At 59.2% G+C, this 13,568-nt stretch carries 11 protein-coding genes; 6 read left to right on the top strand and 5 right to left on the bottom strand.

Annotation, left to right across the window (positions count from 1 at the left end; translation table 11 throughout):
- Positions 1-23: 23 nt before the first annotated feature.
- Together gsiB and gsiA are read right to left on the bottom strand one after the other, a co-directional pair.
- On the bottom strand, positions 24-1,562 hold the full coding sequence (gene gsiB, locus EV102420_RS19305) for a glutathione ABC transporter substrate-binding protein GsiB (RefSeq protein WP_042395430.1): 1,539 nt from the start codon (positions 1,560-1,562) through the stop codon (positions 24-26).
- 33 nt (positions 1,563-1,595) lie between these two features.
- Entirely contained in the window at positions 1,596-3,476 is a 1,881-nt protein-coding gene (gene gsiA, locus EV102420_RS19310; protein ID WP_042395433.1) for a glutathione ABC transporter ATP-binding protein GsiA, read from the bottom strand.
- A 202-nt stretch (positions 3,477-3,678) separates the two neighbouring features.
- Between gsiA and moeA the strand changes: the two genes are divergently transcribed.
- Both moeA and moeB read left to right on the top strand, forming a co-directional pair.
- Positions 3,679-4,914: a molybdopterin molybdotransferase MoeA gene (moeA, locus tag EV102420_RS19315; RefSeq protein WP_042395436.1), complete on the top strand. Its 1,236-nt coding sequence runs from the start codon at positions 3,679-3,681 to the stop codon at positions 4,912-4,914.
- Positions 4,914-5,666 (top strand): molybdopterin-synthase adenylyltransferase MoeB, encoded by a 753-nt coding sequence (gene moeB, locus EV102420_RS19320; protein WP_042395439.1) that lies wholly within the window; start codon positions 4,914-4,916, stop codon positions 5,664-5,666. The genes moeA and moeB overlap by 1 nt, the downstream gene beginning before the upstream one ends.
- A 3-nt stretch (positions 5,667-5,669) precedes the next feature.
- Here moeB and fsa read toward each other — a convergent pair whose 3' ends face one another.
- Positions 5,670-6,332: a fructose-6-phosphate aldolase gene (fsa, locus tag EV102420_RS19325; RefSeq protein ID WP_042395443.1), complete on the bottom strand. Its 663-nt coding sequence runs from the start codon at positions 6,330-6,332 to the stop codon at positions 5,670-5,672.
- A 133-nt stretch (positions 6,333-6,465) separates the two neighbouring features.
- Between fsa and EV102420_RS19330 the strand changes: the two genes are divergently transcribed.
- The 4 genes from EV102420_RS19330 (at position 6,466) to EV102420_RS19345 (ending at position 12,156) form a co-directional block, all read left to right on the top strand.
- Positions 6,466-7,365, top strand: a complete 900-nt coding sequence (locus EV102420_RS19330; RefSeq protein ID WP_042395444.1) for a glycyl-radical enzyme activating protein — start codon at positions 6,466-6,468, stop codon at positions 7,363-7,365.
- 4 nt (positions 7,366-7,369) lie between these two features.
- Entirely contained in the window at positions 7,370-9,802 is a 2,433-nt protein-coding gene (locus EV102420_RS19335; RefSeq protein WP_042395449.1) for a formate C-acetyltransferase/glycerol dehydratase family glycyl radical enzyme, read from the top strand.
- 124 nt (positions 9,803-9,926) lie between these two features.
- Complete coding sequence (locus tag EV102420_RS19340; protein WP_042395451.1) at positions 9,927-10,742, top strand: Cof-type HAD-IIB family hydrolase; 816 nt, start codon at positions 9,927-9,929, stop codon at positions 10,740-10,742.
- Between the two features lie 151 nt (positions 10,743-10,893).
- Positions 10,894-12,156: a DUF1479 domain-containing protein gene (locus tag EV102420_RS19345; protein ID WP_042395453.1), complete on the top strand. Its 1,263-nt coding sequence runs from the start codon at positions 10,894-10,896 to the stop codon at positions 12,154-12,156.
- A gap of 63 nt (positions 12,157-12,219) precedes the next feature.
- Here the strand turns inward: EV102420_RS19345 and EV102420_RS19350 are convergent, their stop codons facing one another.
- Complete coding sequence (locus EV102420_RS19350) at positions 12,220-12,510, bottom strand: contact-dependent growth inhibition system immunity protein (RefSeq protein WP_042395455.1); 291 nt, start codon at positions 12,508-12,510, stop codon at positions 12,220-12,222.
- 3 nt (positions 12,511-12,513) lie between these two features.
- A complete protein-coding gene (locus EV102420_RS19355) occupies positions 12,514-13,344 on the bottom strand; it encodes an RNase A-like domain-containing protein (RefSeq protein WP_042395457.1) in 831 nt (276 codons plus the stop codon).
- Positions 13,345-13,568 lie beyond the last annotated feature (224 nt).

The following is a 13,568-nucleotide window of genomic DNA, read 5'->3' on the forward strand; positions in this document are numbered from 1 at the left end:
CGCTGGACGGAGGCCAGGCACGACTATTTTAAGTCTGCGTCGTCAAAGCTAAAGCCGGTATCCGGCATGATATAAAAACCGCTCAGATCTTTATTGTGTGCCGAAACCAATTTCTCTACCACCAGCGGCACCCACGGCGACTCTTTCCAGATGGTATCCTGCGCCGCCTTGTAGTGCTGCGCCTTCTCCTCGTTGCTGGTGGTCTTCAGCGCGGCAGCGAGATCCTTATCGACCTGCGGATTGCTGTAGAACGCGGTGTTGAACAGGGTTGGCGGCCAGTTCTGCGAGGCAAACAGCGGCGACAACGCCCAGTCCGCTTCGCCGGTCGACGCCGACCAGCCGGTGTAGAACATTCTCACCCCACTCTCCTTCTGCCCTTTGCCCTCAACTTCGGCGGCGCGCTGCCCGGCATCCATCGCCGTGACCTGCGCTTTGATGCCAACCTGGGCCAGCTGCTGCTGGGTAAACTGCAGCACCTTCTGGGCGGTACTGTGGTTATGGGAAGACCACAGCGTGGTGGTGAACCCGTTCGGGTAGCCCGCCTCTTTCAGCAGCGCCTTTGCCTTAGCCGGATCGTAGGGCCACGGCTGGTAGCTCTGAGCGTAGGCAATGGACGGCGGCACGATGCCGGTGGCCGGGGTGGCGTAGCCGGCAAAGGCGACCTTCACCAGCGCCTGGCGGTTGATGGCGTAGTTAATCGCCTCGCGCACTTTCGGGTTATCAAACGGCTTCTGCGTTACGTTGAGGCTGATGTAGCGCTGCATGATTGACGGGCTGGCAACCAGCTCCAGCTTGGGATTCTTCTTCAACACGGCGGCCTGCTCGTAGGGGATCGGGAAGGCAAACTGCGCCTCGCCAGTCTGGAGCATCGCCGCGCGGGTGTTGTTATCCACTACCGGACGCCAGGTGATGGTATCCAGCTTCGGCAGCCCCTGCTGCCAGTAGCCAGCAAACTTCTTCACCTTCACAAAGTCGGTCTGGTTCCAGGTCTCCAGCGCGTAAGGGCCGGTGCCCACCGGATGGAAGCCAATCTCTTTGCCATACTTTTTCAGCGCGGCGGGAGAGATCATCGCCGTGGCCGGATGGGCGAGAATATTGATAAACGCCGAGAAGGGCTGCGAGAGGGTGATCTTCACGGTAGTGGGATCCACCGCCTCGGTTTTAGCGATATTTTTATAGAGGTTATAGCGCTTCAGCCCGCTCTCTTTGTTGCTGGCGCGGTCGAGGTTGGCCTTCACCGCCTCGGCGTTAAAGTCGGTGCCGTCCTGGAACTTGACGCCGCTGCGCAGCTTGATGGTGTAGACCAGCCCGTCGTCGGAGACGGTATAGCTCTCGGCAAGGACGTTTTGCAGCTTCATGTCCTTATCAAGACCAAACAGCCCCTGATAGAACGACTTCGCTACCGCCTGGGAGAGCGTGTCGTTTGCGTCATAGGGATCGAGCGTGGTGAAGTTCGACCCCACGGCCACCACCACGTCTTTGGCAGCGAAGGCGGGTGCCACGGCGAGCGCGGCGGCAACGCCTAGCGCCAGACGCCATTTACGCGCAACAAATTGTGTCATCTTATTCTCCTGCAGTTCCCTGCCTGTTAACGATCAAAAACGAGATTGCGTGCTGCCGGGCGTCGAGAGGGCAACATAGTGGCCAGGCCCGACGCTGTGCAGCTCCACGCGGTGTGAATCATCACCCGGCTTATAGATATTGCTGGGCATATCGTCGGAGAGCAGCACGCGCTGCGCCCGAGGATGCCCCGGCTCAGCCACCGGCACGGCGGCCATCAGCTTGCGCGTATAGGGGTGCTGCGGGTTCTCAAACACCGCGCGCCGGGGACCGATCTCCACGATCTGTCCGAGGTACATCACTGCGACCCGATGGCTGATACGCTCCACCACGGCCATATCGTGGGAGATAAACAGAAAGGCGATGCCCATCTCCCGCTGCAAATCGAGTAGCAAATTAATAATCTGCGCCTGGATAGAGACGTCCAGGGCGGAAACCGCCTCGTCGGCGACCACCACTTTGGGATCGAGGGCCAGCGCACGGGCGATGCTAATGCGCTGCCGCTGGCCGCCGGAAAACTCATGGGGATAGCGCCAGGCGTGCTCGGGCTTAAGCCCTACCCGCTCCAGCAGCCAGGCCACCCGGCGCTGGGCATCCTCCTCCCCCATCAGCCGATGCACGCGCAGCGGCTCCATAATCGAGTAGCCTACCGTCTGGCGCGGATCGAGGGAGGCGTAAGGATCCTGGAAGATGAACTGGATATTCCGCCGCAGCGGTTGCAGCTTGCTGTCCGGCAGGGTGTCGATCCGCTTGCCTTCAAACAGAATAGACCCGCCCTGGGATTCCACCAGCCGCAGCAGCGCCCGTCCGGTGGTAGATTTTCCGCTGCCGGACTCCCCCACCAGCGCCAGCGTTTCGCCAGGCCAAAGGTCGAAGCTGACATGCTCCACCGCGCGTACCTCGCGGGTCACGCGATTGAGAATGCCGCTGCGCAAGCCAAAGCGGGTAACCAGGTCCCGCACCTGGAGGATCGGCTCCCCGTCGACCACCGTATCCTGCTCGATCTCAGCCTCATGCTGATCGGGACGATCCTTGCTCACCAGCGGCAGACGGCGAGGCAGATCGCTGCCGTTCATCGCCCCCAGTTTAGGCACGGCCGCCAGCAGCGCTTTGGTGTAGGCGTGCTGCGGGCTGTGGAAAACTGTCTCCACGGGGCCGGTCTCGACCGCCTCGCCCTGGTACATCACCAGCACCCGATCGGCGATATCCGCCACCACGCCCATATCGTGGGTGATAAAGATCACCCCCATCGCCATCTCTTTTTGCAGCACGTTAATGAGCTGTAGAATCTGCGCCTGAATAGTGACGTCCAGGGCGGTGGTCGGCTCGTCGGCGATCAGCACCGCCGGACGGCAGGAGAGCGCCATGGCGATCATCACCCGCTGGCGCATCCCACCGGAGAGCTGGTGCGGGTAGCGGTCGAGGATCGCGTCGGCCTCAGGAATGCGCACCTGCTCCAGCATCCGTTTCGCCTCGGCCAGCGCCGCTTCGCGCCCCAGCTTCTGATGCAGGCGGATCGACTCGGCGATCTGCTCCCCAACGGTAAACACCGGGTTGAGGGAGGTCATCGGCTCCTGGAAAATCATCGCAATATCGGCCCCGCGCACGCCGCGCATCTGCGCCTGGCTTAAGGCGTTGAGATCCACCACCTCGCGATTGCGCCGCTGGAGCCGCATCCCATCACAGTGGACGCTTGCCCCGCTCTGCTGCTCCAGCAGACGCAGCAGCGCCAGGGCGGTAACCGATTTGCCCGAGCCGGATTCCCCAACGATGGCCAGCGTCTCGCCGCGTTGCAGGCTGAACGACAGATCGCGCACCGCCTGCGTCACCTGACCTTCGTTTTCGAAACGAATGTTCAGGTTGCTGACGTCCAGCACGGGGCTATTTTCTTGCAGGTGATTTGGCGGCTTAGTCATTATTCATTGCTCGTCTGGCAGCTTTTTCTATAAATATCATTATTGTCGCCGCAGTTTGATACGAATTTTGAATATAGAAAGTCGAAACGGTGATGTAAAGAGCCTACGCGGCAATGGCACATAATGGGTACATACAGTCTGGCCCAGTTTTCTGCCATAATGGCGCATTGATTTCCCAGATTGCCCTCCCAGGAGTGAACTCATGGACCATACCGCCGGGCTGATCCCGCTTGACGCGGCGCTCGCTCAGATGCTGTCGCACATTACCCCCCTCACCGACTACGAAACGCTGCCCCTACACGCCTGCTTTGGCCGGGTGACGGCGCGGGAGATTGTCTCCCCGCTCAACGTCCCGGGCTTCGATAATGCCGCGATGGATGGCTACGCCGTGCGCCTTGATGCGCTGCAGGCAGGCGTGCCGCTGCCGGTAGCGGGCAAAGCCTTTGCCGGGCAACCGTTCCACGGCGAGTGGCCAGCGGGGAGCTGCATCCGCATTATGACCGGTGCGCCGATCCCGCCGGGCTGTGATGCGGTGGTGATGCAGGAGAAGACCGAGCAGAGCGACGCCGGTGTGCTGTTTACCGGCGACGTGCGTCCGGGACAGCACATTCGCCGCGCAGGGGAGGATATTACTCAGGGCGCGGTGGTCTATGCGCCGGGCACTACCCTGACGGTGGCCGAGCTGCCGGTGCTGGCCTCCCTCGGCATTCCCGAGGTTGAGGTGGTGCGCAAGGTGCGGGTGGCTCTCTTCTCTACCGGTGATGAGCTCCAGCTGCCGGGCCAGCCGCTGGGAGATGGACAGATTTACGATACCAACCGGCTGGCGGTGCACATCATGCTGGAGCAGCTCGGCTGCGAGGTGATCAACCTCGGCATCATTCCGGACGATCCCGCCCGGCTGCGCGAGGCGTTTATTGCCGCTGACCAGCAGGCCGACCTGGTGATCAGCTCGGGCGGCGTCTCGGTGGGCGAAGCGGACTACACCAAAACCCTGCTGGAAGAGCTGGGAGAGATCGCCTTCTGGAAGCTGGCGATCAAGCCGGGCAAACCGTTTGCCTTTGGCAAGCTCAGCCGCGCCTGGTTCTGCGGCCTGCCGGGTAACCCGGTCTCGGCGGCGCTTACCTTCTATCAGCTGGTGCAGCCTCTGCTGGCCCGGCTGAGCGGCAAGCCCGGCAGCGCCCTGCCCCCACGCCTGCGGGTCCGCGCCGCCACCCGGCTGAAGAAAGCGCCGGGACGTCTCGACTTCCAGCGCGGCATCGTTGCGCGCGACGCCGAGGGGAATTTGCAGGTGAGCACCACCGGCCACCAGGGATCGCACATCTTCAGCTCCTTTAGCCAGGGCAACTGCTTTATCGTGCTGGAGCGCGAGCGCGGCAGCGTCGAGCCAGGGGAGTGGGTAGAGATCGAGCCGTTTAACCACCTGTTTGGAGGGCTGTGATGGCCGTCGAGCTGAGCGATAGCGAGATGCTGCGCTACAACCGGCAGATTGTCCTGCGCGGCTTCGATTTTGACGGGCAGGAGGCGCTGAAGGCCTCCCGCGTGCTGGTGGTGGGCCTTGGCGGACTCGGCTGCGCTGCCGCCCAATACCTGACGGCGGCGGGTATTGGTCACCTGACGCTGCTGGACTTCGACACCGTGTCGCTGTCAAATTTGCAACGCCAGACCCTGCATAGCGACGCAACAATTGGCCAGCCGAAGGTCGCCTCGGCGCGGGCGTCGCTGGCGCGCATCAATCCGCTAGTGAGCTTCACCACCCTCAATGCTCAATTAGAGGGCGAGGCGCTGCACGCCCAGATTGCCGCTCACGATCTGGTTCTGGACTGCACCGATAACGTTGAGATCCGCAACCAGCTCAATGCTGGCTGCTTCAAGACCAGGGTTCCGCTGGTTTCCGGGGCGGCGATCCGCATGGAGGGGCAGATTAGCGTCTTTACCTGGCAGGAGGGAGAGCCGTGCTACCGCTGCCTGAGCCGCCTGTTTGGCGATACGGCGCTGACTTGCGTTGAGGCGGGGGTGATGGCCCCGCTGGTCGGGGTGATTGGCGCGCTGCAGGCGATGGAGGCGATCAAAGTGCTGACGAAGTTTGGCCAGAGCGCCGCCGGAAAAATTGTCCTGTACGACGCCATGACCTGTCAGTTCCGCGAGATGAAGCTAATGCGCAACCCGCAGTGCGAGGTGTGCGGCGGATAACGGCTAGATTCCCGTCCGGCCAAACGCCGTCTGCCACTCCTGCTCAAACTTAACGATGGCCGCCTCGACCGCCGGGGCGGCGATAAACTGCTCCGCCACGTCCAGCGGCAGGGTAATCGCCTCACAGCCCGCCAGCAGACACTCCAGCGCCTGGCGCGGCGTCTTAAAGCTCGCCGCCAGCACCTTCGAACCCGGCGCGTGCAGGGTCAGCAGACGCTGTAGATCCGTCACCGTCTGAATACCGTCTCCGCCCTGGGCATCCACACGGTTAACGTAGGGTGCCACATACTCGGCCCCGGCCAGGGCGCTCAGCAGCCCCTGCCCCGCGCCGTACACCGCCGTTCCGAGGGTCGGGATCCCCTCGGCTTTCAGCAGCTTGATCGCCGCCAGCCCTTCCGCGCTGACCGGCACCTTCACCACGATATCGGGGATGATTCCGCGCAGCGTATGCGCCTCGGCCACCATCTCTTCGGCGTTGCTCGCTAATACCTGGGCAAAGAGCCGTCCTTTTCCGCCCAGGGCATCCTGCAGGGCAGGCAGCAGATCCACCAGCGGCATGTTGCCTTTGGCGACGATGCTCGGGTTAGTGGTGACCCCGGCCAGCGGGAAGCTGCGGGCCAGCCGTTTTACTGCCGCCACGTCGGCGGTGTCCAGGTACAGTTCCATATGAACTCCTCAAAGTGAGAGATTAAGCATGGTTTAAAACTTAACTAATTCAACCTGCCAATATGTTGACCCGCGTCAAAATAACTTTCATTCGAAAGTAATTTAATCTGCATATGAAATATGAGGGCAGATTATGATTTTCAATATTCAACGCTACTCCACCCATGACGGCCCCGGCATTCGCACCGTTGTGTTCCTGAAAGGCTGCTCGCTGGCCTGCCGCTGGTGCCAAAACCCGGAGAGTCGCGCCCTGACGCGTGAGGTACTCTTTGATGCCCGTCTGTGCCTGGCCGGATGCGATCTCTGCCAACAGGCGGCGCCGGGCGTGATTGACCGGGCGCTCAGCGGCCTGCTGATCCATCGGGAAAAGCTCAGTGAGACGCATCTTACTGCGCTGGAAAACTGCTGCCCCACCCAGGCGCTCACGGTCTGCGGTGAAACCCGACCGGTGGAGGAGATTATGGCCATCGTGCTGCGGGATAAACCCTTTTACCAGCGCAGTGGGGGCGGGATCACGCTTTCCGGCGGCGAACCCTTTATGCAGCCGGCGCTCAGCGCCGCGCTGCTGAAATCCAGCGTTGAGCACGGCATTCACACGGCGGTTGAAACCTGCCTGCACGTGCCCTGGGGCTACATCGAACCGTCTCTCTCCTCTGTCGATCTCTTTCTTGCCGATCTCAAGCACGTCGACAGCAGGGTGTTTAAAACCTGGACTGACGGCTCGGCGAAGCGCGTGCTGGTGAACCTGAAACGGCTGGCGGCGCGGGGCAAACAGCTCATTATCCGCGTGCCGCTGATCCCCGGCTTTAACGCTGATGAGGCCTCCATCACGGCAATTACCCGCTTTGCCGCCGACGAACTTGGCGTCGAGGAGATCCATTTTCTGCCCTATCACACGCTGGGCATCAACAAATATCACCTGCTGAATCAGCCCTATACCGCGCCCGATAAGCCGCTCGACGCGCCCGCCCTGCTGGCCTTCGCCGAAGCGTCCGCCCGCGAGTATGGCCTGACCGCAACCCTACGAGGATAATGCTATGACCGAGTTACGTCTTGATACCCTGACCCGCCGCATTCAGGCGCATAAAGATGCGCTGGTACACATTGTTAAGCCCCCGGTCTGCACCGAGCGCGCCCGGCACTACACCGAGGCCTACCAGCAGCATCTCGACAAGCCCATTCCGGTGCGTCGGGCGCTGGCCCTCGCCCACCACCTTACCGAGCGCACCATCTGGATTAAGCATGACGAGCTGATTATCGGCAACCAGGCGAGCGAAGTTCGCGCCGCGCCAATCTTCCCGGAATACACCGTGTCGTGGATCGAAAAGGAGATTGACGACCTGGCCGATCGCCCCGGCGCGGGCTTTGCGGTGAGCGAAGAGAACAAGCGCGTGCTGCATGAGATCTGCCCGTGGTGGCGCGGCCAGACGGTACAGGATCGCTGCTACGGTATGTTTACCGACGAGCAGAAAGCCCTGCTGGCAACGGGTATCATCAAGGCCGAGGGCAATATGACCTCTGGCGATGCGCACCTGGCGGTCAACTACCCGCTGCTGCTGGAGAAGGGTCTCGATGGCCTGCGCGAGAAGGTGGCCGAGCGCCGGTCGCGCATCAACCTCACCGTGCTGGAGGATCTGCACGGGGAGCAGTTCCTGAAGGCGATAGATATTGTCCTGCATGCGGTCAGCGATCATATCGCCCGCTTTGCCGCCCTCGCCCGTGCGATGGCCAGCGATGAACAGCGCGTCAGCCGCCGGGATGAGCTGCTGCAAATAGCCGAGAACTGCGACGTCATCGCCCATCGTCCGCCGGAAACCTACTGGCAGGCGCTACAGCTCTGCTACTTCATCCAGCTGATTTTGCAGATCGAGTCCAACGGCCACTCGGTTTCGTTTGGCCGCATGGATCAGTATCTCTATCCTTACTATCGCCGCGACGTTGAGCTGAATCAGACTCTCTCTCGGGAACAGGCCATTGAGCTGCTACACGGCTGCTGGTTGAAGCTGCTGGAGGTGAACAAGATCCGCTCCGGCTCGCATTCGAAGGCGTCAGCCGGAAGCCCGCTGTATCAGAACGTGACCATCGGCGGCCAAAAATGGGTCGACGGTAAGGCGCTGGATGCGGTCAATCCACTCTCCTATACCATCCTCGAATCCTGCGGACGCCTGCGCTCGACTCAGCCCAACCTGAGCGTTCGCTATCACGCTGGGATGAGCAACGATTTCCTCGACGCCTGCGTCCAGGTGATCCGCTGCGGCTTCGGCATGCCCGCCTTTAATAACGATGAGATTGTTATTCCCGAGTTTATTAAGCTGGGGATCGCGCCGGAGGATGCCTATGACTACGCGGCGATTGGTTGTATCGAGACCGCCGTCGGCGGCAAGTGGGGCTACCGCTGCACCGGAATGAGCTTTATCAACTTCGCCCGGGTGATGCTCGCCGCGCTGGAGGGCGGTCGCGATGCCACCAGCGGCAAGGTGTTCCTGCCCCAGGAGCAGGCGCTTTCCAAAGGTAATTTCACCGACTTCAGCGAGGTAATGGCAGCCTGGGACGCGCAGATCCGCTACTACACTCGCAAATCCATTGAGATCGAGTACGTGGTAGACACCATGCTGGAGGAGAACGTTCACGATATTCTCTGCTCGGCGCTGGTAGATGACTGCATCGAGCGAGCAAAGAGCATTAAACAGGGTGGCGCGAAGTACGACTGGGTGTCGGGATTACAGGTAGGGATCGCTAACCTCGGCAACAGCCTGGCGGCGGTGAAAAAGCTGGTCTTTGACCAGGGCGTTATCGGCCAGCAGCAGCTCGCCGAGGCGCTGGCAGCGGATTTTGACGGTCTGACGCACGAGCAGCTGCGCCAGCGCTTAATCAACGGCGCGCCGAAGTATGGCAACGACGATGACAGCGTCGATCTGCTGCTGAACCGCGCCTACCAGACCTATATTGACGAGCTGAAGCAGTATCACAATCCGCGCTACGGTCGCGGCCCCATCGGCGGCAACTACTACGCGGGGACCTCGTCCATCTCGGCCAACGTGCCCTTTGGCGCGGCAACCATGGCCACGCCGGACGGGCGTAAAGCCATGACCCCGCTGGCGGAGGGAGCTAGCCCGGCCTCCGGAACGGATCGTTTCGGCCCCACGGCGGTGATCAACTCCGTCGGCAAGCTGCCGGTGGGGTCGATTCTCGGCGGCGTGCTGCTTAACCAGAAGCTGAACCCGGCCACGCTGGAGAATGACAGCGATCGTCAGAAGCTGATGATGCTGCTGCGCACTTTCTTTGAAGTACGTAAAGGGTGGCATATCCAGTACAACATCGTCTCCCGCGAGACGCTGCTGGCGGCGAAGGAACACCCGGACCAGTATCGGGATCTGGTGGTGCGCGTGGCGGGCTACTCGGCGTTCTTTACCGCCCTGTCGCCGGATGCGCAGGACGATATTATCGCGAGAACCGAGCACACGTTGTAACCAGCAACGCCCGGCGGACCGCCTGCCGGGCCTACTGTCAGCTTTCGTATGAAATTAAATGTGTGCATTTGCTCACATCATTACTAGAATGCTCCTGACTGTTTTTACCCTGGGAGCATAACGTATGACCGTAAAAGTTATCGTCACCGATATGGACGGAACTTTCCTTGATGATGCCAAAGCCTACGACCGCAGCCGTTTCCTCAGCCAGTTCCGTGAGCTTCAGGCACGCGGCATTGAGTTTGTGGTCGCCAGCGGCAACCAGTTTTACCAGCTCATCTCCTTCTTTCCGGAAATCAAAGACGACATCTCTTTCGTGGCCGAAAACGGCGCGCTGGTCTACGAGCACGGCAAAGAGATCTTTCATGGCGAGCTGACCCGCCACGAGTATCAGATCGTGCTGGGTGAGCTGCTCAAGAGCGAAGGCCTGAACTTTGTCGCCTGCGGTCTGGAGAGCGCCTACGTCAGTAAAAGCGCGCCGCCGGAGTTTGTCGAGCTGATGTCGCACCACTATCACCGCCTGAAGCAGGTGGATGACTATCGCGAGATCGACGACAAGATGTTTAAGTTCTCCCTTAACCTGCCGGACAGCGAGATCCCGCAGCTGGTGGATGCCCTGCACGTCTCCCTCGACGGCATCATGAAACCGGTCACCAGCGGCTTCGGCTTTGTGGATCTGATCATCCCCGGCCTGCATAAGGCAAACGGTATCACCCGCCTGCTCAAGCGCTGGCAGCTTTCGCCCAGCGACTGTGTCACCATCGGCGACAGCGGCAACGACGCCGAGATGCTGCGCATGGCGAAATTCTCTTTTGCGATGGGCAACGCTGGCGAGGCCATCAAAGCCATTGCCAACTTCCAGACCGACGACAACAACCAGCAGGGCGCGCTGAACGTGATCCAGGCCGTACTCGACGCCACCCCGCCTTTCAACGCCTAAGCACCTCTACGCCAGCACGCTCGCGGCTGGCGTCACCCTCTTCTCTCTTTTGTGCACCCCATCATCTTTTTAAACTTGCATTAACTTTTTTTTAACTTAAATTAGCATATGTAAGCCAGATACTTTCGAATGAAAGATGCGAGAGGGTGATATGACTAAAATGTATGCAAGCGAAACGCTGCCTGCCGACCATAAGGCGGCGATTCGTCAGGTAAAACAGGCGCTGCGGGCGCAGATTGGTGACGTGCAGGCTGTCTTTAACCGCCTTGAGGAGCGCATTGCCGCTCAGGTAGCCGAGATCAACGCCCTGAAAGCGAAAGGCGAAACGGTCTGGCCGGTGATCCCCTTTGAGGATGTGAAGAGCGGCCGTGTCAGCGAGGCGCAGCGTGCGGCTATCAAGCGTCGGGGCTGTGCGGTGATTAAGAGCCACTTCCCGCGCGAGCAGGCGCTGGGCTGGGATCAATCCATGCTCGCCTACCTCGACCAGAACCGTTTCGACGACGTCTATAAAGGCCCGGGGGACAGCTTCTTTGGTACGCTGGAGGCCTCACGCCCGGAGATCTATCCCATCTACTGGTCGCAGGCGCAGATGCAGGCCCGCCAGAGCAGCGAGATGGCGCAGGTGCAGTCTCTGCTAAACCGTCTCTGGACCTTTGAGAGCGACGGCAAGCAGTGGTTCGATCCGGATGTTAGCGTAATCTATCCGGACCGCATTCGCCGTCGTCCACCGAGCACCACCTCTAAGGGGCTGGGCGCACACACCGATTCCGGGGCGCTGGAGCGCTGGCTGCTTCCGGCCTATCAGCAGGTTTTCGCCTCGGTGTTTAACGGCGATATCGACAGCTACGATCCGTGGCACGCCGCGCACCGTACCGAAGTGGAAGAGTACACCGTGGATAACACCACCAAGTGCTCGGTGTTCCGCACCTTCCAGGGCTGGACGGCGCTGTCGGATATGCTGCCGGGCCAGGGTCTGCTGCACGTGGTGCCGATCCCCGAGGCGATGGCCTACGTTTTGCTGCGTCCGCTGCTGGACGACGTGCCGGACGATGAGCTGTGCGGCGTAGCGCCTGGGCGCGTGCTGCCCATCTCCGAGAAGTGGCATCCGCTGTTGATCGAGGCGTTAACCAGCATTCCGGCGCTGGAGGCCGGGGACTCGGTGTGGTGGCACTGTGACGTCATCCACTCCGTGGCACCGGTAGAGAACCAGCAGGGCTGGGGCAACGTGATGTATATTCCCGCCGCGCCGCTGTGCGAAAAGAACCTCGCCTATGCGCGGAAGGTAAAGGTGGCATTAGAGAACGGCGTATCGCCGGGCGATTTCCCGCGTGAGGATTATGAAGCGACGTGGGAGAACCGATTTACGGTTGCGGATTTAAACGAGCACGGCAAGCGCGCGTTGGGTATGGCGTAAATACCTTGTACATTTACGGCGGTACGACGCTGTCCCGGTCGTATCCGCCTTTACGCATAGGTTTCATGACTTTTCAGCTTTGTTTATCCCTTCAAGGATGCGCAATAACAATCCTTTCCCCTCTTCTGGCGCAAAAGAGTTTATGTAGCGCTCCCTAAATTCAGACTCTATTGTTTCCTCATTATGGGCGAGAAAAGCTAACACCTCTTTTTTCAAATCGTCACGGTCATGCGTTGTTAACTCGCTGGTATAAATATCAATAGCATCATCTATCGATTCAGCGCCGGTAATATAATCAAAATCTTGATTGAGCGTTCCTTCGAACATAATGTCGAGATGGGTTGTTAAGAGCATGAGTTAAACCTCTGGAAATGCAGTCAGAATATAATATGGTTTACCATTATACATTTCGTATTTCAGAACAACCTTAACTTTTGTTGCCTGCACGAGTTTCTCGCTACCACGGAAAAGAGAATATCCTATTACTCTTCCCGTGTTATATGTAACGGTAAGGTTATGCCGTGGCTGGCTGGCTGCCCAAACTTTTATCCACTCTTTATTTACACTCAGCGCCTTAGAAACAGAGGCTTCTGCGAGGTCAATATTACTAAATGAACTTATCGCGTTGGGCTTTCGCACCATATTTTCAGTCGTTTTTAATCGTGCGGCTAATTCTTCTTGTGTCTTACCAACGTGCTTTAAAATCGCATGTCCTCCGGGCTTTAATCCTGTAACCGATTCATGTTGAATAAGTTTAATTCTTCCTACTCGAATTGAAGCAACTCTCGCTGCCCCCAAGCCAAGTGAAAAAGCAATAGGTACGGCTACATCAACGGTCAGTCCTACCTTCCACGCCGTATCATTATCAGCACCAAACTGCTTAGCCATTTCAGCAGCAGCACGATAGGTTGCGCTGCGTACATTTTTACCTGATAGAACCTGATCGGCTGCGGTATTGATGCTGTCCATACTATGGGCACCGACAATGACACAAGCCGCTTTAGTTAACCCGGTTGGCTCCGGTGCGATACAGAGCGCAGTCGCACCCGCAAGCTCCAGCGTACCCATGATAAGTCCAAGTCCACCGTATAAACGATTACTAAGTGTCTCGCCTTCTGTAACAGATTTATCAGACAGGGCAGCCGCCAGTTGAACTGGTGACATAACAACTTTGATACCATCGTCCATAATGAAACCTTAAGTGATTAAAAGTTATCCGTTTAGATTATATCCGCTTTGCAAATTTCAATTCCATTGGCTGCAAAAAAGGTTTACATAAAAGCGTTAATCGGTACATATCAAGACGTAAAAAAACCGACAAAAGCCGGTTTTTTTACTGATGCTACTAAGTATTGATTCTGGCAGATTGCCGGGTGGCGGCTCCGCCTTACCCGGCCTACAAAGCCTGGCCC

Source organism: Pseudescherichia vulneris NBRC 102420, from assembly GCF_000759795.1.
Lineage (GTDB): Bacteria > Pseudomonadota > Gammaproteobacteria > Enterobacterales > Enterobacteriaceae > Pseudescherichia > Pseudescherichia vulneris.